The 25,335-nt window shown below is 50.6% G+C and carries 22 protein-coding genes; 17 read left to right on the forward strand and 5 right to left on the reverse strand.

Annotated features, from left to right (window positions below; translation table 11 throughout):
* The first annotated feature begins 158 nt into the window (after positions 1 to 158).
* The 3 genes from LX98_RS11435 (at position 159) to LX98_RS11445 (ending at position 7,045) form a co-directional block, all read left to right on the forward strand.
* Entirely contained in the window at positions 159 to 3,491 is a 3,333-nt protein-coding gene (locus LX98_RS11435; RefSeq protein ID WP_496429019.1) for a transglutaminase family protein, read from the forward strand.
* A gap of 81 nt (positions 3,492 to 3,572) precedes the next feature.
* Entirely contained in the window at positions 3,573 to 6,158 is a 2,586-nt protein-coding gene (locus LX98_RS11440) for a circularly permuted type 2 ATP-grasp protein (RefSeq protein ID WP_496429020.1), read from the forward strand.
* Complete coding sequence (locus tag LX98_RS11445) at positions 6,155 to 7,045, forward strand: transglutaminase N-terminal domain-containing protein (protein ID WP_496429021.1); 891 nt, start codon at positions 6,155 to 6,157, stop codon at positions 7,043 to 7,045. Before LX98_RS11440 ends, LX98_RS11445 begins: the two co-directional genes overlap by 4 nt.
* 209 nt (positions 7,046 to 7,254) lie before the next feature.
* Here the strand turns inward: LX98_RS11445 and LX98_RS11450 are convergent, their stop codons facing one another.
* Entirely contained in the window at positions 7,255 to 8,301 is a 1,047-nt protein-coding gene (locus LX98_RS11450; protein ID WP_496429022.1) for a phosphate ABC transporter substrate-binding protein PstS family protein, read from the reverse strand.
* Positions 8,302 to 8,725: 424 nt separating this feature from the next.
* Here LX98_RS11450 and LX98_RS11455 point away from each other — a divergent pair, with 424 nt between their 5' ends.
* The 7 genes from LX98_RS11455 (at position 8,726) to LX98_RS11485 (ending at position 15,491) form a co-directional block, all read left to right on the forward strand.
* Positions 8,726 to 8,980, forward strand: a complete 255-nt coding sequence (locus tag LX98_RS11455) for a metalloregulator ArsR/SmtB family transcription factor (RefSeq protein ID WP_496429023.1) — start codon at positions 8,726 to 8,728, stop codon at positions 8,978 to 8,980.
* A 29-nt stretch (positions 8,981 to 9,009) separates the two neighbouring features.
* Complete coding sequence (locus LX98_RS11460) at positions 9,010 to 9,855, forward strand: substrate-binding domain-containing protein (RefSeq protein ID WP_496429024.1); 846 nt, start codon at positions 9,010 to 9,012, stop codon at positions 9,853 to 9,855.
* A 19-nt stretch (positions 9,856 to 9,874) separates the two neighbouring features.
* Positions 9,875 to 10,699, forward strand: a complete 825-nt coding sequence (gene pstC, locus LX98_RS11465) for a phosphate ABC transporter permease subunit PstC (RefSeq protein ID WP_496429025.1) — start codon at positions 9,875 to 9,877, stop codon at positions 10,697 to 10,699.
* Positions 10,683 to 11,537 carry a phosphate ABC transporter permease PstA gene (pstA, locus tag LX98_RS11470; protein ID WP_496429026.1) on the forward strand — a complete coding sequence of 285 codons (855 nt, stop codon included), beginning with the start codon at positions 10,683 to 10,685 and terminating at the stop codon, positions 11,535 to 11,537. The genes pstC and pstA overlap by 17 nt, the downstream gene beginning before the upstream one ends.
* Positions 11,507 to 12,376 (forward strand): ATP-binding cassette domain-containing protein, encoded by an 870-nt coding sequence (locus tag LX98_RS11475; RefSeq protein ID WP_496429027.1) that lies wholly within the window; start codon positions 11,507 to 11,509, stop codon positions 12,374 to 12,376. Before pstA ends, LX98_RS11475 begins: the two co-directional genes overlap by 31 nt.
* Before the next feature lie 85 nt (positions 12,377 to 12,461).
* A complete protein-coding gene (locus tag LX98_RS11480; protein WP_496429028.1) occupies positions 12,462 to 13,844 on the forward strand; it encodes a porin in 1,383 nt (460 codons plus the stop codon).
* A 273-nt stretch (positions 13,845 to 14,117) separates the two neighbouring features.
* A complete protein-coding gene (locus LX98_RS11485; RefSeq protein WP_496429029.1) occupies positions 14,118 to 15,491 on the forward strand; it encodes a porin in 1,374 nt (457 codons plus the stop codon).
* A gap of 644 nt (positions 15,492 to 16,135) precedes the next feature.
* Here the strand turns inward: LX98_RS11485 and LX98_RS11490 are convergent.
* A complete protein-coding gene (locus LX98_RS11490; RefSeq protein ID WP_496429030.1) occupies positions 16,136 to 16,867 on the reverse strand; it encodes a hypothetical protein in 732 nt (243 codons plus the stop codon).
* 186 nt (positions 16,868 to 17,053) lie between these two features.
* On the opposite strand from LX98_RS11490, the gene LX98_RS11495 reads away from it, so the two are divergent.
* Positions 17,054 to 17,437 (forward strand): CBS domain-containing protein, encoded by a 384-nt coding sequence (locus LX98_RS11495; RefSeq protein ID WP_496429031.1) that lies wholly within the window; start codon positions 17,054 to 17,056, stop codon positions 17,435 to 17,437.
* A 501-nt stretch (positions 17,438 to 17,938) separates the two neighbouring features.
* Here the strand turns inward: LX98_RS11495 and LX98_RS11500 are convergent.
* Positions 17,939 to 18,256, reverse strand: a complete 318-nt coding sequence (locus LX98_RS11500; RefSeq protein ID WP_496429032.1) for a YtxH domain-containing protein — start codon at positions 18,254 to 18,256, stop codon at positions 17,939 to 17,941.
* A 550-nt stretch (positions 18,257 to 18,806) separates the two neighbouring features.
* Between LX98_RS11500 and LX98_RS11505 the strand changes: the two genes are divergently transcribed.
* Positions 18,807 to 19,112, forward strand: coding sequence for a hypothetical protein (locus LX98_RS11505; protein WP_496429033.1), 306 nt, complete (start codon positions 18,807 to 18,809; stop codon positions 19,110 to 19,112).
* A gap of 117 nt (positions 19,113 to 19,229) precedes the next feature.
* Here LX98_RS11505 and LX98_RS11510 read toward each other — a convergent pair whose 3' ends face one another.
* Positions 19,230 to 19,631 carry a TraR/DksA C4-type zinc finger protein gene (locus LX98_RS11510; protein ID WP_496429034.1) on the reverse strand — a complete coding sequence of 134 codons (402 nt, stop codon included), beginning with the start codon at positions 19,629 to 19,631 and terminating at the stop codon, positions 19,230 to 19,232.
* Positions 19,632 to 20,277: 646 nt separating this feature from the next.
* On the opposite strand from LX98_RS11510, the gene LX98_RS11515 reads away from it, so the two are divergent.
* Both LX98_RS11515 and LX98_RS11520 read left to right on the forward strand, forming a co-directional pair.
* On the forward strand, positions 20,278 to 20,427 hold the full coding sequence (locus LX98_RS11515) for a hypothetical protein (protein WP_496429035.1): 150 nt from the start codon (positions 20,278 to 20,280) through the stop codon (positions 20,425 to 20,427).
* Between the two features lie 45 nt (positions 20,428 to 20,472).
* Positions 20,473 to 21,018 carry a hypothetical protein gene (locus LX98_RS11520; RefSeq protein WP_496429036.1) on the forward strand — a complete coding sequence of 182 codons (546 nt, stop codon included), beginning with the start codon at positions 20,473 to 20,475 and terminating at the stop codon, positions 21,016 to 21,018.
* 671 nt (positions 21,019 to 21,689) lie between these two features.
* Here LX98_RS11520 and LX98_RS11525 read toward each other — a convergent pair.
* A complete protein-coding gene (locus tag LX98_RS11525; protein WP_496429037.1) occupies positions 21,690 to 22,025 on the reverse strand; it encodes a hypothetical protein in 336 nt (111 codons plus the stop codon).
* Positions 22,026 to 22,765: 740 nt separating this feature from the next.
* Between LX98_RS11525 and LX98_RS11530 the strand changes: the two genes are divergently transcribed.
* The 3 genes from LX98_RS11530 to LX98_RS11540 all read left to right on the forward strand — a co-directional run bounded on the left by LX98_RS11530 (position 22,766) and on the right by LX98_RS11540 (position 25,310).
* Positions 22,766 to 23,818 (forward strand): cobalamin-dependent protein, encoded by a 1,053-nt coding sequence (locus LX98_RS11530; RefSeq protein ID WP_496429038.1) that lies wholly within the window; start codon positions 22,766 to 22,768, stop codon positions 23,816 to 23,818.
* Between the two features lie 13 nt (positions 23,819 to 23,831).
* Positions 23,832 to 24,317, forward strand: coding sequence for an antibiotic biosynthesis monooxygenase (locus tag LX98_RS11535; RefSeq protein ID WP_496429039.1), 486 nt, complete (start codon positions 23,832 to 23,834; stop codon positions 24,315 to 24,317).
* Between the two features lie 210 nt (positions 24,318 to 24,527).
* Positions 24,528 to 25,310 carry an ATP-binding protein gene (locus tag LX98_RS11540; protein ID WP_496429040.1) on the forward strand — a complete coding sequence of 261 codons (783 nt, stop codon included), beginning with the start codon at positions 24,528 to 24,530 and terminating at the stop codon, positions 25,308 to 25,310.
* The last annotated feature ends 25 nt before the right edge of the window (positions 25,311 to 25,335 follow it).

A 25,335-nucleotide genomic window follows, 5' to 3' on the forward strand; every position in this document is an offset into this window, starting at 1 on the left:
CGCGGTGATTGGATCTTTTTGGGAATGATTCAGGTGAAAGAGAATGGTGCAAAGAACGAAGGAGAGTGCTAAGATCCGATACGTCATGTGAAGATGGTCATTTCATATTACCGCTCTTCTTTCAGCAAGACAGGCATTTCATGGGCTATTGATTGTTCATGGCACTTCACGTCGCACTTAATCACCAAACGCATTATTGCTACGATCGCCGGGTTCAGATGGGGCCTCACGTCATCCGGTTGCGGCCGGCTCCCCATAGCCGGACTCCCATTCTGAGTTACGCACTCAAGATTGAGCCCACCGGTTATTTCCTGAACTGGCAACAGGATCCTCACGGCAACTATCTGGCACGAATTATTTATCCTGAAAAGGTTCAGGAATTTCATGTGGAAGTCGACCTTGTGGCCGACATGGTCGTCTATAATCCCTTTGACTTTTTTCTGGAACCGGACGCCGAGACACTTCCCTTCAACTACGATCCCCTGGTCAAAGAGGACCTGCTGCCGTATTTAACCACAGAACCTCCAGGCCCCCGACTGCAAGGATGGCTGCGACAGTTCACCGCGCCACACGATGATCCTACCGTACCCTTCTTAATGAGTCTCAATCAGCAACTGAAGTCTCAAATCGACTATGTCGTCCGCATGGAGCCCGGCGTGCAAACCCCTGATGAAACGTTGGAACTGGGACGTGGATCGTGCCGGGACACCGGCTGGCTCCTCGTGCAGATCCTCCGCCACCTGGGCATTGCCAGTCGATTCGTCTCCGGCTATTTAATTCAACTTGTTGCCGACGTGAAATCCTTGGATGGCCCGTCCGGTACCGATCGGGATTTTACAGACCTTCACGCCTGGGTGGAGGCCTATCTGCCGGGGGCCGGGTGGGTGGGATTGGACGCCACGTCCGGCCTGTTGGCTGGAGAAGGACACATCCCGCTGGCCTGCACACCTCATCCTCTGACCGCTGCGCCGATTAGTGGAGCGATGGAGATTTGTGAAACAACGTTTGCTCATGAAATGTCGGTCACCCGTATTGTTGAAACGCCGCGGGTAACCAAGCCATACACAGAGGAACAATGGCAGGCGATCGATCAATTTGGACAACGACTGGATCAGGAATTGGCAGCCAACGATGTCCGGCTCACCATCGGCGGAGAACCCACCTTTATCTCCATCGATCATCCCGATGCTCCTGAATGGAACACCGAGGCTGTCGGTGATACGAAGCGACCATTGGCGGCGAATCTCATCAAACGCTTACGGGAGCGTTTCGCCCCTGGAGGACTTCTGCACTTCGGTCAAGGAAAGTGGTATCCCGGCGAACCGTTACCACGCTGGGCCTTTAGCCTCTATTGGCGGCAGGATGGAAAACCGATCTGGCAGGAAGAGCAGTTCTTTGCCGAGGAAAATCATTCCTCAAACCTTTCCGCCGATGATGCCAACCACTTCATTCAGGGAATTGCCAATCGGGTAGAGGTGGGCACCAAAACCATTCAGCCCGTCTATGAAGATCCCTGGCATTTCATCGGTCAGGAACGAAAGCTGCCGGAAAATCTCGAACCGGCCACCAATAATCTCGACGACCCCATGGCTCGCGCCCGGCTCGCAAAGGTGTATGAACGCGGTCTGGGCAAACCGGCAGGCTATGTCCTGCCATTGCAACGCTGGAATGCCAAGGACGGACCACGTCGCTGGGTCACCGCGGCATGGACCACACGCAGTCAGCAGTTGTTTTTGGTCCCGGGTGACTCGCCGATCGGCTTTCGATTGCCCCTCCCGTCGTTACCGGTTATTGATCCCAAAGACTATCCCTATATCATTCCGACGGACCCATTCAACATCCGAGGACCCTTACCCGATCCGATTCAGGAATCCTCCCTTACGGAACACCGGCTTCAAAAACTACGGGGAGAAGAGGGGCAACATGAACCAGCTCAAGTGATCATGGGACAGCAGAGCGGGATCGGCGCAGGAGGTGTGGTTCGCGCATCCCTCACAGTGGAACCTCGTAACGGGCACCTCTGCGTGTTCATGCCGCCCCTGGAATCGGCTGAAGATTATCTTGATCTGGTCGCCGTCATTAAGGACACCGCTGCGGAATTAAACCAGCCAATTCACTTGGAAGGCTACACGCCCCCCTATGACCCTCGCATCAACGTTTTAAAAATTACTCCTGATCCTGGTGTGCTCGAGGTGAATATCCACCCCGCGAAAAATTGGGCGGACATGGTCGCAATTACCACGGCCATCTATGAAGAAGCGAGGCTCTGCCGATTAGGCACGGAAAAGTTCATGTTGGATGGACGACACACGGGAACCGGGGGAGGCAATCATGTGGTCATGGGAGGCAACACTCCTGCTGACAGTCCTTTTCTGCGTCGGCCCGATCTCCTGCGCAGCATGATCGCTTACTGGCAACGGCATCCTTCCCTCTCCTATGTCTTTTCCGGTCTTTTCATCGGCCCGACCAGTCAGGCTCCCCGCATCGATGAAGCCCGTCATGATTCCTTGTACGAACTGGAACTGGGATTTGCCCAAGTCCCCGCTCCCAACGTCGGGGCGCCACCACCGCCATGGTTGGTCGATCGGATCTTTCGAAATTTGCTCATTGATGTCACGGGGAATACGCATCGCACGGAGATTTGTATCGACAAACTCTATTCCCCGGATGGCCCGACCGGTCGACTCGGACTGGTAGAATTCCGGGCCTTCGAAATGCCGCCCCACGAACGCATGAGTCTGGCTCAACAGGTTCTGCTCCTGGCCCTCGTTGCGCGTTTCTGGAAAACTCCGGACCAGGGAAACCTCGTACGATGGGGGACCCAACTTCATGATCGTTTTATGCTCCCTCACTTTCTGGCTCAGGATCTCCAAGAAGTGATCCAGGAAATGAATCGCGCCGGGTACGAACTGCAAGACGACTGGTTCGCACCCCACCTGGAGTTCCGCTTTCCTCACTTCGGTTCAATCACCTATGGCAGTCTGGTGATGGAAGTTCGACAGGCTCTGGAACCCTGGCACGTCATGGGAGAGCAAGGGGCAACTGGCGGCACCGTACGTTATGTGGATTCCTCGGTCGAACGCCTACAAATCAAACTGTCCGGCTTAACGGAAAACCGTTACATTATTGCCTGCAATGGCAAACGCGTGCCCATGATACCAACCGGACGACAAGGAGAGGCGGTGGGCGGCGTGCGATATCGAGCCTGGCAGCCTCCCAACTGTTTACATCCGAAGATCGGAATTGACGCCCCGCTGACTTTTGACATTTACGATCAATGGGCCGGGCGGGCGGTTGCCGGATGTACCTATCATGTGGCCCACCCGGGCGGACGTAATTTTGAACATTTCCCCGTCAACGCCTATGAAGCCGAAAGCCGCCGGTTGGCCAGGTTTCATTCCTTCGGTCATACCACGGGACTCTATGCCGAACCACCAGATACCTCCCGCCCGGAATTTCCGTGCACGCTGGACCTCCGATGGCCTGTATAATCACATACAGTGGACAGTGTATCCAGGAAACGGTAAGGTAATTTTGACCATCCTTCAACGAGAAATACCCTGATTAATTCCATGGCGTCCTTCCATTCTCCCGAACCAGCGGACTCCCTTATCCAACCCACCACGATGTACCCGCCTCAACAGGATACCTTTGATGAACTCGTGGCTTCTGACGGCTCTGTTCGTCCGCATTGGCAAAGTCTGTTGAAACAATTCGAGAGCCTGGATGGGACCCAACGCCGTCTGGCTCACGAAACCGCCACACGAATGTTGAAAGATGACGGCATGACCTATCTTGCCAGTCAGAGTGAACGACAACGGGACAGACCCTGGCAGCTTGACTTATTCCCACTGTTAATCAGCCAGGAGGAATGGCAACATCTTGAAGCAGGCCTGATTCAACGAGCCCGTCTCCTCAACCATATTTTGAGCGATTTGTATGGCCCGCAACAATTGCTGAGAAACGGAACCTTACCCCCTGCTGTCGTGTTCGGGAATCCCCAGTTTTTGCAGCCCTGCCATGGTGTCCCGGTGGCGGGAGGCACCTATTTACATTTTCTGGCGTTCGATGTGGCGAGAGCGCCAGATGGAAAATGGTGGGTCTTGCGTGATCGCACTGAAGCACCCTCCGGTGCCGGATTCGCTCTCGAAAATCGCATTATTGTCTCACGGTCTTTACCCAACCTGTTTGCCCGCACTCAGGTCCAACGACTCTCCTCTTTTTTCCAGACCTTCAGCGAGAGTTTTCTCCAGTTTTCCCAACGTGAAGATCCCTTGGCGGTGGTGCTCTCGCCGGGCCCGGAAAATATGGCCTATTTTGAGCATGCCTATCTGGCTCGGTATTTAGGCTACCCGATCGTGGAAGGGTCGGACATGACCGTACGCGATGAACGGCTGTTCCTGAAAACGGTCGATGGTCTTAAGCCCGTTGATCTGGTCTTACGCCGGATTTATTCGGACTTGTGCGACCCTCTCGAATTGATGACCGAATCCACAACGGGTATCCCAGGGTTACTCCAAGCCATTCGAGCCGGACACGTCACTTTAGCCAATGCGCTCGGAAGCGGATTAATCGAAAGCGAAGTCCTCTTAAGCTTTCTGCCGACATTATCCAAATTCTTTTTTGGTGAAGGACTGAAAATTCCCAGTGTCGCCACCTGGTGGTGTGGACAGGCCAACGAGCGCGCCTACGTGCTCGAAAATATGAACCGATTATTAATTCGTCGTGTTTTGACACCCAAGCGTGGCCTCACGCACGACCGTCTCTCCTCCTTCGGACCTGACTTGAACGAAGAAGACCGTGGAGCCCTGGCTCAAGCCATTGCCCGGCGTGGGCATGAATACGTGGGACGGGAAATCGTTTCGCCCTCCACGACTCCCTTTTGGACATCCCAGGATGAGCTCAAACCGGTTCCAATGACTGTCCGCATCTATCTGACAGCCACCAAGGACGGCTATACCGTCATGCCGGGTGGACTCGCTCGCGTGTCGGTTCGATCGGATCCTCGTGGGCACTGGCACGAACCCGGTGATTTCAGTAAAGACACCTGGGTGAAATCGAACGGGCCTCTTGATATTCCGGCAGCCGTGACGTTGCCCCATCATACGCTTCAGCTTCGCCGGGGAGGACGGGATCTACCCAGCCGGACCGCTGACAATCTCTTCTGGCTGGGGCGTTACACCGAACGCGCCGAAGGCGCGATCCGTTTATTACGAAGCCTGGTATCACGCATGAGTGGTGAGGCGGGAATCGGAGATGATCCTGAGACCCTGCATCGCTTGGTTTCACTACTCGTGATGCAAAAACATTTATCGCCCCGTCGCGCCAAACGGGCCGTGGAAGGCGGAGCCAGCGCAGTGGAGGCAGAACTTCGAACGATTTTATTTGACCCGGATTCGCCGGACGGCTTGGCAACCATTCTTCAGAATGTGCGACGCACCGCAGAACTGGTTCGTCACCGGTTGTCCCTCGACACCTGGAATATTCTCATGGAATTCACCAGCGTGCCAAAGGAATGGGCACAGACAAAAGGACAAAGCATCGATGATGCGATTCGACTATTGAGCCGGATGATTCAACATCTGGCAGCACTTAACGGCATGGTCATGGAAAATATGACCCGCAGCTATGCCTGGCGTTTTCTGGAAATGGGACGACGCCTGGAACGCGTGAGACACTTATCCAAACTCATGCATCATTTAGCATCACGGGGAACGCCGGAGACGACCGGCGCCCTCAATCTGCTTCTGGAATTAGCCGACGCCTCCATTACCTACCGAACCCGATACAAGGCTGAAGCCAAACTCGCTGCAGTCTTGGATTTGCTTTTGGCCGACGATACCAACCCCCGTTCAATTATTTTCCAGTTATTGACGATCGAGGCACACATCAACGCATTGCCTCGGGAGGAAGCCTCTGCCCCCCTCAATCCGGCACAGCGGATCACCACACGCGGGTGCACGGATATTCGATTGGCCGACATGATGGAACTTGCCCAATTCACGACGAAAACCGGCGTGCGAGTCAACCTTGAACGACTGCTTAAACAACTGGACCAACATGTGCATCAACTCTCCGATGTGGTGGCTCATACCTTTTTCAGTCATTCGTTGGCCCAACGGATTTCAGGGCCTCAATGGCTTGAGGGCATTCCATGATCTATCAGGTTACACACCGGACCACCTTCGCCTACACCCAGCCGGTTGCCATTTCTCATCATGTCTTACGTCTGACTCCCCGATCCCATCCCCGACAACATTGCCTCCGATCGACCGTGACATTGGAGCCCACGCCATCGGTCCGTTCGGAAGGCGAGGATTATTTTGGCAATCCCATTACTCACCTGACCATTCAAACCCCCCATCCTCAACTGATCGTCGACGCCAAAACCGCCGTGGAGGTCCTCAAGCCGGAGCCGATTCCGTTGGATCAAAGTCCGCCTTGGGAACAGGTCGTCCACCAACTCCAAAATCCCGTGGATTCGCCGAATCTGGAAGCCCAACAATTTATGTATGATTCCCCATACATCACCATTGACGATGCCACGTATGATTTTGTTCGTGAATGTTTTCCATCCGGGCGTCCGCTTCTGGCCGGTGTGATGGAATTAACCAGTCGAATTTTTGAGGAGTTCACGTACGAAGGAGGTGTGACCGAGGTGTCCACTCCGGTTCATGATGTCCTCACCTCACGGAAGGGCGTTTGCCAGGACTTTGCCCATTTGGAAATTGCCGCACTCCGCAGCCTGGGTTTGCCTGCACGCTATATTAGTGGATACCTTCTGACGCATCCACCTGAAGGACAAGAAAAACTGGTGGGGGCCGATGCCTCACATGCCTGGGTCGCTGCCTGGAGTCCCGGTCTTGGCTGGGTCGACTTTGATCCTACCAACAATATCATTCCCGGCGATGAACACATCACCTTGGCCTGGGGAAGAGACTATGGAGATGTCAGTCCGATCAATGGCTTCATGGTTGGGGGCGGACAACATACGCTCGCCGTATCCGTGGACGTCAGCCCCACTCCACATCCTTCACTGGTGTAATCCCGATTCTGCACCAATAAGAATTTTTTTATTTGTGAATCCCTGCCTCATTTGCTGTCAGGGTTCGCTCTTCCATTCCCTGTCGACAAAAAGGATGTCACCGGCACGTACCCGTATTGAGGAAAGACCTTTTCATTCTATTCAACGAGATCGTCATGAATGGTATACGGCCTGCCACCCGGCTTCTTGTCAGAAATTGACTCCCGGGACTATTTACCATCCTTCGGTCCCTTCGTGTTAGAGACCGAAGCCATCGGTCTGGACCAGACAGCGGACAACGCTACGAGGTCTTTAGTAGGAAGCGGAAAAAATCCCGATTTAGCAACCACCTGTTGGCCTTCCAGGCTCAACGCGAATTTAATGATTTCGGAGAGGAAAGGAGCATGTACCATATCTGGGGGTTCATTCACATAGAGGTATAACCGTCGATGAAGTGGATAGGATCCATTCGTTGCGGATTGGAATGTCGGTTCGACAAATGCATCGCCTTCACCGGCAGCCACATGTAAGGGTTTAACGGAATTGGTGCGATAGCCGATACCACTATAGCCGACGGCATAAGGATCATTCATGACGGCATGAACAACCGAGGCGGCACCAGGTTGAACAATACTCATCTCTTTGTCTTTCCCATCCAACATGACGAATTCCCTGAAAAACTGTCCGGTCCCTGATTTCGCATCCCGAATGTGAGAAACAATAGAAGATCTTTCCCATATCCCGGAAAGACCCAACTGTCCCCACGTGTCGATGGACTCCGGAGCCCCTCGGTGCCTGTCCGAGGAAAATAACGCATCCAATTGTTGTAATGTAATGCGGTCAAGCGGGTTATCCTTATGAACAAAGATGGCAAACGCATCGACCGCAACGGGAATCGCCGAGGGGGCGTAACCTAATTGTTTGGTGAATTTCTCGATTTCTTGATTCGTCATCGAACGCGACATGGCCGCGATCTTGGTCTTCCCGCTCAGTAACGATTCAACGCCCGTGTTGGATCCGTCCGTCTTCAGACTGATTTCCAAATCAGGATGAATTTTCTCCAGCCTATCTTTCCATGCTTCCAAAATCGTTTTCATGGTATTGGACCCGTCGATTTCGACCTTTCCCGACACACGGCTTTGTGGAGAATATCGGGGAACCTGTTGGTCCACCTTGGGAAACAAGTCGTCTGCTCCCATGGCAGGAGGACTCAGCACTATAAAGATCAACCCAAACAACATCACACCCTTAAGGAATTGACTTTTTTCCAACTTCATATTTGCTCCTTGTTGAATTATTGACCGGTCCAATAGGCCATGGGGCCACCCAAATATCTTTGACATCAGGAAGAGCGCCATCCGTCTCGTCCTTCCCATATCATCCCTTTAGGTCAAAATTTACCGCTCGGGTATGTCAGCCAAATGTCACGCATGTTACAAATGAGTTAAATTTTTGCTGGAACCCATCTTGTTCATAACGAGAGAAGTGAACGACCCGGTCCACTCAGGTCCTTCAGAATACATTCGGACGGGAAACACCCCTGCCAGAGCTCCCGAGCCAATTGATCTTGACTCATAACGACCGTTCATATTAAATACTGTTCATATGAATATATATTCATCTATTTAGACTTTCCATTCACTATTTTCCCGTAATATGAAAATCAAAAACACTTCTCCTTCCTGTGCAAGCAAATTAAAGGTGGTTTCAGATCCAACACGATTGGCGGTTCTTGAAGCTCTTATGTCCGGACAAAAGAATGTCGGGGAATTGATGGAACAATTGGAAGTAGAACAAAGTTTATTATCCCATCATTTAAGCGTGTTGCGGGATAACGGCCTGGTTGAAGCCACACGGGAGGGAAAAACCATGGTCTACACACTCCCGGACAATGTCGCCGATTCTACGAGCGGTAAAGCCATCAACCTTGGATGCTGCAAAATCTCTTTTGATTAAGATCGTTCCTGGATTGTTTGAAAAAACCTATGGTGAAAAATATTTCTATTGCCATCCTCCTTCTTGCAACCATAGAAGCCATCGCCCTCTGCACGATAGATTTGTCAGATGACACGCTTGTCCAGGCTGAAGAACACAAGCTTGTCATCACCGGATCCAGTACCATGGCTCCCCTGATCGCGGAAATCGGCAAACAATTTGAGACACGTCATCCGGGTATCAGGGTCGATATCCAAACGGGAGGTTCTTCTCGCGGCATTGCTGACGTCATCAATGGAGTCGCGGACATTGGAATGGCATCTCGTGCTCTTAAATCTCAAGAACACCAGCTGCATGGATCCGTCATTGCCCATGATGGCATCACCATCATCCTGCATCAATCAAATCCTGTTCAGGAATTAACCGATGATCAAATCAAGGCTATTTATACCGGGGGAATCACCCGTTGGAACCAGGTTGGCGGGCCTGATGCACCCATCACCGTCGTGAACAAAGCAGAAGGGCGTTCCACCTTGGAATTATTTCTGGACCATTTCCAAATCTCCAATCGCGACATTCACGCTCATGTGGTCATCGGAGACAATGAACAAGGCATTAAGACCGTGGCCGGCAACCCCCATGCGATTGGATATGTCTCCATTGGAACGGCACAGTATGATGCCACCCACGGCATACCGATCCGATTATTACCCCTTCAACACATTCCGGCCACGATTGAAACGGTCCGGGAAGGCACGTTTCCCCTCTCGCGTCCCCTGACACTTGTAACAAAGTCGCTTCCGACAGGACTCATTAAAACCTTTATTGATTTCGCGCGGTCCTCTCAGGCCAATGATCTCATCCTCAAACAATATTTCGTCCCGCTCCAAGGGTGATTTCCTGCTCTCGTGGAGTGTGCGCCTCCTCGCGTTGATGGCTGGTGGACTCTTGTTACTGGTCGTATCATTTCTCCTTCATGAATCCTGGCCGGCCCTGCAGGATATTGGTTTTGGGCGTTTTTTTCATGACCCCGGTTGGTACCCTATTGATCGATCATATCGGCTAACGGCTATGATCTGGGGAACCCTCTTGACGACCGCCGGGGCGGTCCTCCTCTCAGCCCCTCTTGGCATTTTGTCAGCCATCTTTTGTCACTTTTATTCCCCCCCTCTACTAAGCCGATGGTACCGGCGCATGGTCGAACTCCTGGCAGGAATTCCTTCAGTCGTTTTTGGCTTCTGGGGTCTCGTGGTTCTGGTCCCGATCATCAACCGCTGGCATCCTCCAGGAACGAGTCTGCTGGCCGGCATCCTCATCCTGACGCTCATGATCATACCCACCATCATGTTAGTGGCCCACGCGAGCATTGCCCACGTTCCCATCGCCTATATTCATAGTGCCTTAGCCTTGGGATTCAGTCGAGGGTCCTTGATTTGGCATGTGGTTCTTCCCACAACAAAAGTTGGACTCTTCACCGGTATCCTGTTGGGATTGGCGCGAGCGCTAGGAGAAACCATGGCCGTTCTGATGGTTTGTGGAAACGTCGTTCAAACCCCGTCCCATCTGTTCGATCCGATCAGAACCCTGACAGCAAACATTGCCCTGGAAATGTCCTATGCGTTGGCCGATCACCGGGCCGCATTGTTTGTCAGTGGTCTCTTCCTCATGGGACTCGTCGTCCTGGTTGTCAGCGTGGCAGAGGGATTGCGACATCGGAATTTCTATGTCCCGGCAAAGTAGATACCTACAAGAATATGGCACGACCGCGATTATTTGGATGGCGGCCACCCTGGTCGCCGTACCATTTTTCTGCTTGATAGGTGATTTACTCTGGAACGGATTGAACCATTTGTCATTCAGCTTCGTGTTCTCTCCTCCACAGAATGCGGGGCGGGAAGGCGGAATCGGCCCCATCCTCATATCCACGTTGTTGATTCTCGGAGTATGTATGGGAGTGGCCCTACCTATGGGATTGGGAACCGCACTGTTTCTTGCCGAATACACCCGTCATGATCATGTCCTGGGACGACTGATCCGAGGCTCACTGGATGTCCTGGCAGGCGTGCCGTCCATTGTCTTCGGACTGTTTGGCAATGTCCTGTTCTGCCAAATCCTCGGATTGGGATTTTCCATTCTGTCCGGGGGGCTGACATTGGCCTGCATGGTGTTACCTATTTTAATTCGCACGGTGGAAGAAAGTTTTCGCGCCATTTCCAATGAACAACGATTATCCGCAGCGGCCCTTGGCCTTTCCAAGCCGACCACTATTCGAACAATCCTCCTCCCTGCGGCCATGCCCGGCCTTCTCGTGGGAATCATCCTCGGACTCGGACGAGCCATTGCAGAAACCGCAGCCTTGATTTTTACCAGTGGATACGTGGACCGGATGCCGGAATCGTTGATGGACTCAGGACGATCTCTTGCTGTGCACATTTACGATCTGGCCATGAATGTGGCCGGAGGCAACCCCCATGCCTATGCCACCGCTCTCATTTTGGTAAGTCTCTTGTTCATCATTAATTTTTCTTCTTCCCGGATGGCCACACGATGGATGTCAGTCAATCAACTTCCCGCATAATCCCTGATCCCGACGAACGGTCGGGATTGAGAGCGTGGCTTCCCTACCCATCCACGGAACCCTGCTGTGACCCTGTCCCCCACATTCGCGCGAAAAATCTTTCTATCGCCTATCAGGGTCATCAGGTTCTTAGGAATGTCACTCTTGAAATTCATCGGGGATGCATTACGGCGTTAGTGGGGCCTTCGGGTTGCGGAAAAACCAGTTTTCTCACGAGCCTCAATCGCTTAACGGATTTGATACCAGGATGCCGGGTTTCGGGGAACCTGCACATGCAGGACCTGGATGTCCTCGCCCCGACAACCGATGTCCTTCAATTGCGTCGTACCGTGGGAATGATTTTTCAAAAACCCACCGTTTTCCCTTTTTCGATCCGCAAAAATCTGGAACTCCCCCTCCGTGAACACGGAACGTATGACCGCACACTCTTGGCCTCCGCCATGGAAAAAGTCCTCCAGCAAGTTGGTCTCTGGGAGGAAGTCAAAGACCGGCTCGACCATCCCGCCCAAGCCTTGTCAGGAGGACAACAACAGAGACTCTGCCTGGCAAGAGCACTGGTGTTGACGCCAGATGTCATTCTGCTTGATGAGCCCTGCAGTGCGTTGGATCCCTTGTCCAGCGGAATCGTTGAAGATCTGATCGTCGCCTTGCGAGGTCAGGTTACCGTCATTATTGTCACTCACAACTTGGCCCAGGCTCGACGCATTGCCGACCACATCGCGTTTTTCTGGTCATGTGACGGGGTTGGCACACTCATTGAATATGACACCGCCCAAGCCATATTTGAGACTCCTGCCCATGAACTCACCGCAGCCTATATTTCCGGTGCAAGAGGATAAATCTCTTGTGCCCCACCTGTTAATATTGTAATTTCTCACTTCAACTTCGGTCTCCTTCCGTCACGACTCATTGGAGAACATAGGAATGAAACACCTGTTTATGGCATTGGTATGTTACGGGCTTTTAGCCCAAACTCAAGCCTGGGCCGTGGACCCTCTCTATGAAGACAGTCTGGAGAATGTGTTACTGGAAAAAGGCATCATTACCAAAGAAGATTGGGTCCGTATTCAGGCCGAGCAGGAAAAAAGAGAGCAAGAACTCAATACCCGTATGGACCAAGAGTTTCCCGTGACCGTGGGATGGGGAAGAAGAGGATTTGAATTTGCAACCAAGGATGGGAAATTTGCCACCCAAATTCAATGGCGGTTCCAAGGACGTTGGTCCTACCCCACGGATTCAGATCCTATCTCTGCTGCAGACTTTAATGATGACCCACAGAGTACGTTTGAACTTCGACGGGTTCGAATGAAAATCGGCGGGCATGGCTTTCAACCCTGGATTAGATATTATTTCGAAATGAATTGGCAGTCCACTTCGGAATCCGGCAGTTCCGGTGTCAGTCCCCAATTGCTCGATTGGCGGATCTCGCTCGAAAAATTTTCGTTTCTTTCCCTGCAAGTGGGGCAATGGAAAGTCGACTATAACCGGGAACGGAGAGACTCCTCCGGCAACCAGCAGTTCGTGGAACGATCAATCGTCAATGAGATCTTTACCATCGACCGGCAGGTCGGAGCCATGCTGTATGGCCATGTAGCGCCTGGGACAGCCTTTGACTCCCGGTATTATGCCGGCGTCTTTACCGGATCCGGCCGGGGAGAAGCCAACGACGACGCCAACATGATGTATTTCGGACGGTACCAATGGAACTTTTTAGGCCGGGATCTGAAATGGTCACAAAGTGACGTGGAATTTCATGAGCTCCCCACAGGAAGCGTGGCCTTCGGGGCCTACACCACAATCGGCAAATGTACCCGATGGTCCTCGAGCGGATGCGGCACGTTGCCCGAAGACAATTCGGCCGGTGTGCCCTATACGTCCGATTCTGCCGCGACAGCCGGACAATACCGTGTGCAAGGCATGGTGGAGGAATTTGCCTTTAAATGGCGGGGGCTTTCCATTCAACATGAATACCATTGGAAAGAGGTCAAGGATGACAGCTATCCGGAAGGTGCGCCGGGCTATAGGACCAACATGATGGGGAGTTATTCGCAGGTCGGGTATTTCCCCCACTATCTCATTCCGGCGGTGCCCAAACCGTTGGAAGTGGCCTTCCGCTATGCATTCGTCGACCCCAACATCTCCGCTCCCGATGACCGGCGGCAGGAGTACACCACCGCCATCAATTGGTTTTTTGCCGGGCATCGAAACAAGATCACCCTCGATGGGTCCTGGCTTACGCTGGCCCAGCCGGCAGGTCAGAACCAACATGAGCAGCGGGTCCGCCTGCAATGGGACGTCTCGTTTTAAATTTTTCGTTCATCTCTCCTCCTTCCATTTTCTTGCTTTCACACTTTCTCTGTCTTCTTATTTTCTCTGCTACATCCCGTCCTTCTCCAACGAACTCATCAAAATTCCAATCACTCAGTAGACCGGCAAACTGATACCCACCTTTTTACCTCTCCTTGACCTCAACTTAACGCCTTCGTAACAAACTCGGGGTACGCTCCCTTCCAGGATGCATGAAGTTTCCCACTCGATTTCAAACCATAGGAGCTTACTTTTTAAGGGGAGGTCGTTTGCATGAGAGTTTTCTGGTTATTCACGACGATGGCGTGCTTAAGCTTTTCCCTTCAGCCGAATGTCCAGGCAAGTGACGCCCTGATTGATGTGTTGCGTGAAAAAGAGGTGATCACGAAAGAAGATTGGATCAAGATTGAGGCTGCAGAAGAGAAAAAAGCTGTGGAGCAACAAAAAGCGTTTGACGATCAATTTCCCGTTGAAGTCGGTTGGGGCAATAAGGGGTTTGAATTTAAAACGAAGGATGGCAAATTTGCCACTCAAATTCAATGGCGGTTCCAGGGTCGCTTTACATATCCCACAAACGGAGATCCGATAACTGCCGCAGATTTTAATGAGGGTCCTCAGAGTACTCTGGAACTTCGCCGGGTTCGAATGAAAATCGGCGGGCATGGCTATCAGCCCTGGATCAAGTACTATTTCGAGTTGGACTTGCAATCCACTTCCAATGCCGGTGGGTCACCTGGATCGACCAGATTAATCGACTGGCGGATTAGCTTAGAAAAGTTCAAATTCCTCTCACTCCAACTCGGACAATGGAAAGTCGACTATAACCGGGAACGGAGAGACTCCTCCGGCACTCAGCAGTTCGTGGAACGATCAATCGTCAATGAGATCTTTACCATCGACCGGCAGGTCGGAGCCATGCTGTATGGCCATGTAGCGCCTGGGACAGCCTTTGACTCCCGGTATTATGCCGGCGTCTTTACCGGATCCGGCCGGGGAGAAGCCAACGACGACGCTAACATGATGTATTTCGGACGGTACCAATGGAACTTTTTAGGCCGGGATCTGAAATGGTCACAAAGTGACGTGGAATTTCATGAGCAACCCACGGGAAGCGTGGCCTTCGGGGTCTACACCACGATCGGCAAATGTACCCGATGGTCCTCGAGCGGATGCGGCACGTTGCCCGAAGACAATTCGGCCGGTGTGCCCTATACGTCCGATTCTGCTGCGACAGCCGGACAATACCGTGTGCAAGGCATGGTGGAGGAATTTGCCTTTAAATGGCGGGGGCTTTCCATTCAACATGAATACCATTGGAAAGAGGTCAAGGATGACAGCTATCCGGAAGGTGCGCCGGGCTATAGGACCAACATGATGGGGAGTTACTCGCAGGTCGGGTATTTCCCCCACTATCTCATTCCGGCGGTGCCCAAACCATTGGAAGTGGCCTTCCGCTATGCATTCGTCGACCCCAACATCTCCGCTCCCGATGACCGGCGGCAGGAATACACCACCGCCATCAATTGGTTTTTTGCCGGACATCGAAACAAGATCACCCTCGATGGGTCCTGGCTTACGCTGGCCCAGCCGGCAGGTCAGAACCAACATGAGCAGCGGGTCCGCCTGCAATGGGACGTCTCGTTCTAAATTCACCGGGACGCAAAGGCACTCTTCCCCTCCTCCCACAAACAGGCCTCTCCCGGTTCTCATCCTAGAGAGGCCTGTTCTTCCCTTGTCTCTATCGATGAAATGGAAGACGCGCGCGATCTCCTACAACCAGACTGCGAGTATCCCTGAAATATAAAATGAACTCGTCATGTATGCCCCAGCGGCAGACATTTGTTACACCACATCTTTGTCCAATTGGCCGAACAATCTCAATGGAGGGGCAAACGCATCCAATGCATGTTGTCCCAGGTTAGGGAGTCCTACATTCACTACATTGCCACATTAGCCAATGTCGCTTGGGCGGAGGACGCGGAATTAGATCGTCTACGCCAATCTGTTTCAGCACCTGCTCCGCACAATGAGCAAGGAAACCAGGAACCTTGCAGACGGGACTCAACTATTATTTATCGAAAAGGGGTTGGAACGTGCCGGCGGTCGTGTGACCGAAATGGCGGAGGAAGAATATTTGATGGTCACAGATTTCCTTTGCAAGGCCCTCGTCAAAAAATCAGTAAACAGGCTTCCTAAAGGGGACGGGCATCCTTCCCAAGCACCTTTCTTCGCCTCGGAATTAGACCAAAACCTTCCCTCATCTATACCGCAGTCGTGTGTGAGGAAACACCTTAATCGGATTTCCGTGAGTTCGTCTGTGACTGGGGAGCGATGGAATGGCTCAAAAACTCCCGATACCGAATAGCGACTTGCCAGGGCTTGCCTTTTAAAAAGCTCCCGATTTCTCCATCGGGGGAGTCCACCAAAAACTCCCGCGGCTCAAAGACCAGCAGTCCGGGCTGAGGTTTTAATTGCTCAAGAGAATTGGTGCGAACCGCGTCTACGTCATAACTCGACCTCTGCGTATCCTGCCAGAGGGGGGTTTTCACGGATAAATTACTCACCACAACGTGAAAATTTCCCCCGGCTACATAGAATCCACCCGAGGTGGTGATGGCAAAATTCTTTTCAAGATCATCCGTTTCAATTTCAGCAGTTTCAAAGAAAGTGACCATCTCTTCCGGAGTGGCTTGACTCAAACCTTTGACAATCAAGGGAGCAAAAAATTGAATTTCTGATGGACTGAAAACGGGATGTGTCGAGGAACTCCCGGAGGACGAAGCACGGTATAGACCTGTTGTTTCCGCCCGGATGCCCTGCAAAATTTGAATCATTTCCTCGGTCGTGAAAGACACTGGATGATCATAGCCTTTTCCACCATAGGCATCCCGCATAGCCTGTAGCGCCACCACACGATTGGGACTATCTAAAATTTTCAACGTTTGAAACTGGGGCGTCTGACACCCTCCCCAAAAGATAATCCCCACCACCATCAGTCCCATCAACCTTGCCGATCGTTTCATACCGATATGCCTCCCATCAAACATATGCATTCGCCCTGCCTTTCCGAGGCATTCTACCCTAGACTTCCATCGCAAAAGGAGGGGAGCAGACGAAATGTTACACATGCGTCACATACTTGCGACACAGATGAAATACCAAAGCAGTACATTCCATCATGACCCTTCATATGAACAAAGGAGAAAAACATGGTACGAGTCGAACAGTTAATGACGAGAGAACTGGCCTGCGTAGAGTTCACCCAGGCGGTATCCGTGGCCGCCAACCTGATGCGAATCCGCAAAATTGGAAGCCTGTTGGTGAAACGCGGGGAAGAGTTCGTGGGCATTGTGACTGAAAGCGATATCGTGAGAAAGGTCGTGGCCTTTCACTTCCCTGCAGAGTATATCCAGGTCGGAGATATTATGAGCAGTCCCCTTGTCTCCATTGAAGAATCGGAGTCGATCTTTGAGGCTGCCGGGATCATGCAGGCGGCTCACACGAGACATTTAGTGGTAGGCAATGAGTCCCAGGTGTTCGGGATGCTTTCGGTTCGCGATTTATTAGTTCCTGTTGCAAAGGATGAATTATAATCCCATGAAAGGGTGAATCTCCTTGAAGGCCGGGTGAAACTTGAGATGATCGGAATCGACAGCACTCAAATTGGAAGGTCCACCAATGCGCTAAACACGCAACACCGGCTTTGGAACTTCTGCTTTCCTGCTTGGTGCGTAGGTGGTTTTTTTGTACCCGGAGAGGAAAACCGCCCCCATTTTTAGGCATACGGAGAATAGCGGGACTTCAAGATAAAATGTTGGTTGGTTTTCAACCTGGGTGGAGCTGACTTGCAGCGGACAGAAAGCCGTACTATGACTGGTGCATGCTGCAACAATCCCACCGAATGGCTTTCCCGATTGATTGGTTTGTGAAAAGGACGTATAACCGCAACACAAAACACAGTTTCTAATCACATACACCCAATATCAAAATATCCCCGTGGCAGACCACGGGGAATATCACGTTCATAATCCAATATCAAAACAGAACCGTTCTCCGAAATTTCTTATACACGCGATACTACTTTTACACATCCTCTATACCTTGCTTCTTATATCTTTCAACTCCTTACGAAATTCATTCATTCCAGCATGTACGGCCTCTTGAATCGTCTCCTGGATGTCTTCCCATCCCTTGCGAGTCCCGGACACGATGTCCTGATATGTCTCCACGGTTCTTTCCTGCAGACCGTTCAAATCTTCTCCTTTTCGACGGACATAATCACGAATTTGCCCACGTGATTCCCGCCCGGATTGCGGGCATACCAAAAATGTCGCCACGGTTCCAATGACTATGCCCGTGATGAACACACTGACCATTTTTACTGGCGTGGCATCTCTGTCGTATTGTTTCATGAAGTTTCCTCGGTAAATGTTAATAAATTTTTGTGCGTCAAAAAAGATTGAGATACACACCATGCCCCTCTTGAACCAACGGACGGTTCATACTGTAATCACCTGCTCTTCCTCCTATTTATCATGAAGCGATTTTTCTGTGAACGGACAAATCCAGTCGGATCTTCAGGAAGAAGTCTAGAAAAGCGCCCTCCGGAAAAATTTTAGTCACAGAGAATCGTGAAGACACGCCTGAAAGGGCATGATCTCCCAGGAGACAGGAGTACAAAAGTGAGGGGAAATGATCGTTCGACCTCAAACCTAAAGTATGAAATGAGATTTCCCAATCCGGAACGGCACGCCCAAGGTTCCCTCAATACAAGCTAGTGTTTTCTCCGCTAAGGAAACCTGGATGTCCCCCACCGGACGGATTTCCAGGGGCGGCATTATTACCAAAAATCAAGGGATCTATGCAGTTGTCATGAGAGGGATTCCACTTTAGGGTGACATCTCATCTTCTTATTGGGAGTTCAACTCCCGCCCATGTGCTTAAAGAGAGAAGAGGTATGTCATGCCACAGACGACGAAAAAATCCACTCGCCCAGCACTTACCATTGAGAATGAAATTGCTCACACGATGAATCAATCGTCTTGTGATCGATGTGGAGGTCTATTGATTAAGGGATACTGTTTGGATGTAGCCAACCCCGGAGGAGAATTGTGGATCACCACCAAACACTGCATACAGTGCGGCAATGTGATTGATCCGGTAATCTTAAAAAACCAGAAGGAACTGTTGGCTCCGCCTCCCCAAGCGGAGCGGGTGCCTCGTCCCCGGCCCTCCTTTGGGTTGGCCATACAGAGACGGAAACGCTAAATTCAAAAAACTTCCCAAATAAGCTCTAAGCAGGTTCGTTGAGGGATGCCCCTGAACATTGCTGCCGATTCATCCAGCTACCACTCATCCCCACAATCCCTTACGATAAGGGGTGACTTAACCTCGCGCGACTTTTTCAAGTCCTTCGATTACATTTTGACAGTCAAAACAGGTTTTCGCAAAAGGTAAAGCCTTAAGGCGCGCATTACTGACCGGCTCTCCACATTCGTTGCAAAACCCATAGGTCCCTTCCCGAAGGCGGGTCAGCGCTTCATCAAGGGTTACCCTCATCCGGTGACGGATTTCCAGTAAAGATAGGAGTTGATCGGCTGAACTATCACGGTAAGCCCTATCCTGATCATCCATGCCCGGTTCCCCTCGCCACCGTTCCTGTTCTTCACGACGCTGGAGGATCAGGTCATCAATTTGTTTTTGAACCTCATTTTTCTTTTCTAGCAACATTTGGCGTAGCCCTTCTTTTCGCCCTTCAGAAATAACTTCGCAAGCCATCTTCCTCATAACGGTCACTCCTTGCTGGTATGAATGTGGTGGTAAAATAATGATTCATGCGATCCCACCGGACTTTCTATCCGATTCATTCCATTGACCACTAGAATCATGTAATTCATCGCGGATGAAAAATATTTTATCGGAAATGTAATAGTTTTCTATTCACCCGAACACTGCAAGGAACCCTGGAGAATTCATGGAATTACACTTGGGTCTCCCTTTGGATGGGTCCAGGTCCCGCCCTTCCATTCTGCTAACGTAGGATATGCAGATCACACATGCATTTCATTGTACATTCTGAACATCAATGAGCATGAAAAGAACAAGACTTTTCCAACAATCATAGGGAAAGGTCTCCCATATTTATAGGAATAAGTAGACGGAATCCATTGGGCGCCAATTCATCGAATTCAAGCTGTTCATGGTCCCCATTGCCGATCCTGACCTTGGAGGCCCGTTTATATCGAGTCAAGTTCGGTTAGATCTGTTTCTCCTTACTACATCGATCCCATACATGACCTGGAGAGGATGGCGCGGCACATGAATTTTCCTCCCCCAGGGTATTTGCCAGGTGCAAATGGATCACCTTTTTGGTGTAATTGGTACATAGTGGCTAAAAAACCTGCTGCCTTTTCCCTTTCGACAGGAATCGGGCTTGGTATCTGCTGTCCTCTTACTGATGTGGCACGGTGATCGGATCGAGCGGAAGAACGGGAGTGAATCTGCTTATGGAGCCGAAATTGGAAACGAGGGAAAAGATGCTACAGAAAAAATGCTCGGCTATCCGGCAGAAATGTTTGAGTAACGGTAGTATTTTCCAATCCTAGTATAGATTAGAGAAGGTCGCATCATGCTTAAGAGTCTACAAACAGTCCATTTACGCAAATGGAAAATGATAGGAATCTTTTTTGTACTTCAATTTGTGTTCTTTGGTTGTCGAACCAACCCCCCGGAACCTCAGGTGGAGGCACCGGGTCAAGATCGGTCACCATCAATGAGGAAATCGGATCTTGCCGGGACATGGGAATACCGTGATGAAAACGGTGCTTACTGCTTAACCCTCAATCGGGAGGGCCAGGGCGGGTATGAATGGCAAGGGGGGCGTCTGTTGACGACAAAACTCGATAATGGCCGGTGGCAAGGTAAATGGTATCAAACCAAAAACGATCGCGAAGGTGAGTTTGATCTTCGCTTGTCATCGACCGGCAAACAAGCAGAAGGCCGTTGGTGGTATACCCGAATAGAAGATAACCATGCTCCAACTCAATCGGGGGGCCGCTTTTCACTGGTTCAAATGCCCTGTTCCCCACAGGTCGAACGCAGTCTCCCATCAAATCCTCTGGCAGGCAATTCAAGGCATTCCCAGTCTTCTGCCACATTCGCTCCTCCCGAATAGCATGGTGGCTTGTTAAAAGTTTGCCTTACGGGTCCTTGAACTTGTTATGGGCTAATCTCTGATCCGAATGTTCTTAAAAATTATTGGGATGATTGGTCTTGGGCTAGAGGATTACAGGCAAACTATTTTGAAGGAGGGAAAGTGGCTGGGGGGTAGTTCTGAGGTCCAATGGAATGCCCATGGGCTAGGAATGAGGTGTTGGTGATTTTCTGTATTCTTTTTATCGTCTTTCAGGATCGCCGTCGGCTCGTATGAAGCGTGAGGAATCCCTTGCTATTGAGGGAAGCATTACGCCGATAATTATGGGTCGCCAGACACACACACCGTACTAAAGACTTTCTTGCGTCAACAAAACCGGACTCTTACCTACCAGCTCATACACATAGCATACCTGGATGATGCTTAAGACGAGGCTTCTCGATATTTCAAATAACCCTCACAACCATCATGACCACACCGGCATTTTCCTACCGGTGCAGTAATCACATTTGCACATTCTTCGGAGCAGTACTCCTCACCCTCGGAATTCTGGCATGAACATGGTGGATGAGCGCAGACGGCATTTAGCAAGAAACCCTCACTTTCTTCCCGACAACGGAGCGTAGGGTAATTTCATGGCCGGGTTCTCCAAGGTTCCCTATCACGGCACAAATTTTTACTTATTATGTCTGTCAGTTCTCCGTTTTAGCAATTTTTCTGACAGAGGTGGTTATTCCCTCAGGAGATATGGCCACCTCAATGTAATCTCCCTTTTTAAAGTCGGCGGAAGATTCCGCGCTTTTTCCCGGCATGGGAACGCGAACGACTTCTCCGTCTGATTTTTCCATCACGAGAGTCAACCGTTCTACTTCAATCACCCGGCCTTCCACTACTCCAGACGCAACAGGAGCCACTTCCTTTTGGTCAGGTGCAGAGGCATGACTATGATAAGGAATCACGCCCGATGCCACCACGAACAGGATCATCGCAACCCCCACACATGAACTGTTCAATTTCTGTCTTTGCATGAGCTCCTCCTTTCAATTTTGATTTTAAACACATAGCCCAACCATTGCCGATGAAAATCTACGCAATTATGAATGAAGATCCGTTCTTCCTCACTAGATAAACTTTCCATTTACAACGGGCATATATCCATGCAATGAAATAGTCTGAACAGTGAATCTTCACCGGCATCGGAATGTATAAAGCCAATACTGGCTTCCAAACTTTTCTCATGCAAATCTGTCTATCTTCCGCATTCTCAAAACGTACAGATGGGTGACCTAATTATTGCCAGCAACCTGGTTCACTGTGGGTTGAACCGCCAGCAGGGATCTGCGAGTCGTGAACTTGTTACAAATCAGTGGGCACTTGAACTTTCAGGGATATCGCCTCAACCATCGGCTGATACATTTACCCACGCCTTCCTCTGAAGACCCAGGTTTTTAAGTGAGAGAAAAGAGCTCGCAGAGCAATGGGGGTCGGACCTTCAGGCTGTCGTGTCAGGCTTTCCTGTCTGTTCCATGAGTTTTCCCATTTCACTCTATACAAACCTTCTTATTTCAAATAAATTACCAGTTTTTAATGATCACCCCACTCCAGGTTGAACATGCTGTCTTGGCAGAGCTAAACTAACAAAGTTGCACTATTTTCCTGGCATCACTCGAAAACCGACACCGCTCACCCTGCAAACCTCTCTCGTATTTTCATGATCTTCGTAAAGTAATGAGTCATTTATGATTTCCATGATCTTTGCTCCATTTTTATGAAAGACGTCACCAATAGCGACCGACACCGGCTGGCAGAAAAATTGCAGTTCCTTGAAGGGGATGTGATTGAAGTTATTACGACACAGTTCTTTCAACATCATCCCGAGACAAATGGGTATGGAGAATCAGGGAAGGCACACTGTGCCGCCGACGCCCGTTACCACTTGACTTTTCTCAGAACGGCCATTGAATTTGGAACGGAGGAAACTTTCAGACAATACGTACGTTGGACAACCAATGTGCTTCAGGCAAGGAATATTCCCCAGAGTGTCCTCCAAAAGTTTTTGAATCAAATCTCTCATGCATTGGACCCCCATCTTACCGAGTTCGAAAAAAAGATCGTGCGGGCCCATTTAATAGAAAGCCCTCATGAGTCCCCACGACCGGTAGCTCCTACGGCCGCACACCCACGCTCTCCGTTAGCATTGCATCAGGAGGTCTTTCTTCAAGCTCTTTTGGCCGGAGATCGCCATGCTGCCGGAACAATTGCGTTCGAGGCGTTTTCAACCACCGATTCTCTCTCCGATGTCTATGTAGAACTCTTTCAAGAATCGTTATATGAAATCGGCAGACTCTGGGAATCCAATCGTATCTCGGTCGCCCAAGAACACGTGGCTACGGCCATCACCCAATATGTGATGGCCAACGTCTATCCCCGCGTCAAATCTGCACAACTTTTCCAAGGGAAAGGGATCATCACCGGTGTGGAAGGAGAGCTCCATCAAGTCGGATCCCACATGGTGGCGGACCTGCTCGAATCGCAGGGATGGGATATCCGGTTTTTAGGTGTCAATATCCCCCACCAGGCAATCCTTCAAATGATCAAGGAATTCCGGCCCGCCCTTGTCGGTATTTCCGCAACGATGGTTCTCAAGGTCCCGACTGTGAGAGATTTGATCAAAGACATCAGAAAACATTTTCCCCCGGAGTATACCCCGCGCATCCTTGTTGGCGGATCCGCATTTCGGTCACTACCCGATGTCTTTCAAGATATCGGGGCGGATGGGTTTGCGTACGATTTACGCTCTTTAACGTCCCTTTTGGCATGAGGAAAACACGATAATGGTGCTTGTGATTTCACGATTCAAGGTTGCAAACGGGTTGGAGCAGGACGTGGCCAAAGCTTTTCAAGAACGTCCCCGGTTGGTAGATGCCGTTCCGGGGTTTTTAGGAATAGAAGTATATAATCCTCCCACCGATCCAAGTATTTTTCACCTGGTGACGCGGTGGACCGATCGTGAAACCTTTCACGCCTGGCATAAAAGTCCCGAACATCGTCTTTCCCATGAGATGCTTCCCAAGGGCCTCAAATTGGATCCTACCATCACTCAAATTCTTGAACTGGAACGCCTTCCTCCCCGGGAAGAACAAGGTGAGCTTCAAGATTTTCTGGGTGATTCAATTTTGCTCCTTGAAGCGTTTCTTAATCAAACAGATACTATCGTGTATTGTGTGATCAGTTCTGATGGACGAATTCAGGTCTACAACGACGTCCTGTTACATAAACTCAATATATCCAAAACAGAATTTGATACCAAAACCATCTGAGATTTTCTCACCACAACGGACCAACATCGCCTTCAGGATGTTCTTGAAATTGGAATATCCAACTCCCACGAGCGGGTCCAGCTCAATTTCATCGATTCGTCTCACAACCCTCACACATTCGACTGCTTAGTCCAAAAAACTTCTTCTCAAGCTCTCATTTTAATCGGAGAAGAACCGGAAAAGTTCAACCAGCGGGCGTTCGTGGAACTCATGCAGATTCAAAATGAAATGACAGTCAAGATGCGAGAGGAGGTCAAAAGCGGAAACCGGCTGTCTGAAAATAATTCGTATTTAAATCAGCTGGTCACCGAACGGACAAAAGATCTGGTGTTCCATCAGGAACAATTGCGGGCCATGTTGGTGGAATTGGCTCTTGTCGAACAACGTGAACGCCAACATTTGGCAAATGAATTACATGATTATCTTGCCCAGATGCTCATCGCCTGTAGGCTCAAGCTCGTCCAAATTGACCCAAACACCATCACTCCAGCATATTCAAGGCTCCTTCAGGAGGTTGACGGAATAATCGATCAATCATTGTCTTTTACCCGAACGCTGATCTCGGATTTACACCCGGCCATATTGCACCAGCAGGGATTACTGGCCGCACTCCAATACCTCATTGCGGATATGCAACGCTTTGGTTTAACCGTATCGGGTCCTGAGGTCGTCCCATCGGTGCAGGTTGCAGAAAATATTAGCATCGTGGTCTATAAAACCGTTCGGGAGTTGCTGTTTAATGTCCTAAAGCACGCAAGAGTCGCAAAGGCATCGATTTCTTGGGAATGTCCTTCGGAACAAGAGCTACGCATAAGGGTGACGGACGCCGGAGTCGGGTTTAATCCAGAAGTCAAGCAACTCGAACAGGAACCAGGGCATCTGGGCCTGTTCTTTTATCGCGAACGCATTAAGGCCGTAAAGGGACACTTAGATATCATTTCCTCTCCTCAGAAGGGCACAACCATCACCATCTCGATACCATTGTCGGCCTAGTTATACCTTATCTGCCTTATAATCA

It is taken from the genome of Nitrospira marina, from assembly GCF_059568365.1.

Excerpts from the sequence above, each read along its gene's own strand:
- LX98_RS11490 (WP_496429030.1), bottom strand. The coding sequence starts at position 16,867 with ATGAAACGATCGGCAAGGTTGATGGGACTGATGGTGGTGGGGATTATC.
- LX98_RS11535 (WP_496429039.1), top strand. The coding sequence starts at position 23,832 with ATGGTGCTTGTGATTTCACGATTCAAGGTTGCAAACGGGTTGGAGCAG.
- LX98_RS11460 (WP_496429024.1), top strand. The coding sequence starts at position 9,010 with ATGGTGAAAAATATTTCTATTGCCATCCTCCTTCTTGCAACCATAGAA.
- LX98_RS11505 (WP_496429033.1), top strand. The coding sequence starts at position 18,807 with ATGCCACAGACGACGAAAAAATCCACTCGCCCAGCACTTACCATTGAG.
- LX98_RS11485 (WP_496429029.1), top strand. The coding sequence starts at position 14,118 with ATGAGAGTTTTCTGGTTATTCACGACGATGGCGTGCTTAAGCTTTTCC.
- LX98_RS11480 (WP_496429028.1), top strand. The coding sequence starts at position 12,462 with ATGAAACACCTGTTTATGGCATTGGTATGTTACGGGCTTTTAGCCCAA.
- LX98_RS11500 (WP_496429032.1), bottom strand. The coding sequence starts at position 18,256 with ATGAAACAATACGACAGAGATGCCACGCCAGTAAAAATGGTCAGTGTG.
- LX98_RS11520 (WP_496429036.1), top strand. The coding sequence starts at position 20,473 with ATGCTTAAGAGTCTACAAACAGTCCATTTACGCAAATGGAAAATGATA.
- LX98_RS11510 (WP_496429034.1), bottom strand. The coding sequence starts at position 19,631 with ATGAGGAAGATGGCTTGCGAAGTTATTTCTGAAGGGCGAAAAGAAGGG.
- LX98_RS11445 (WP_496429021.1), top strand. The coding sequence starts at position 6,155 with ATGATCTATCAGGTTACACACCGGACCACCTTCGCCTACACCCAGCCG.
- LX98_RS11540 (WP_496429040.1), top strand. The coding sequence starts at position 24,528 with ATGCAGATTCAAAATGAAATGACAGTCAAGATGCGAGAGGAGGTCAAA.
- LX98_RS11475 (WP_496429027.1), top strand. The coding sequence starts at position 11,507 with ATGGATGTCAGTCAATCAACTTCCCGCATAATCCCTGATCCCGACGAA.
- LX98_RS11450 (WP_496429022.1), bottom strand. The coding sequence starts at position 8,301 with ATGAAGTTGGAAAAAAGTCAATTCCTTAAGGGTGTGATGTTGTTTGGG.
- pstA (WP_496429026.1), top strand. The coding sequence starts at position 10,683 with ATGTCCCGGCAAAGTAGATACCTACAAGAATATGGCACGACCGCGATT.
- LX98_RS11435 (WP_496429019.1), top strand. The coding sequence starts at position 159 with ATGGCACTTCACGTCGCACTTAATCACCAAACGCATTATTGCTACGAT.
- LX98_RS11530 (WP_496429038.1), top strand. The coding sequence starts at position 22,766 with ATGAAAGACGTCACCAATAGCGACCGACACCGGCTGGCAGAAAAATTG.
- LX98_RS11495 (WP_496429031.1), top strand. The coding sequence starts at position 17,054 with ATGGTACGAGTCGAACAGTTAATGACGAGAGAACTGGCCTGCGTAGAG.
- LX98_RS11440 (WP_496429020.1), top strand. The coding sequence starts at position 3,573 with ATGGCGTCCTTCCATTCTCCCGAACCAGCGGACTCCCTTATCCAACCC.
- LX98_RS11525 (WP_496429037.1), bottom strand. The coding sequence starts at position 22,025 with ATGCAAAGACAGAAATTGAACAGTTCATGTGTGGGGGTTGCGATGATC.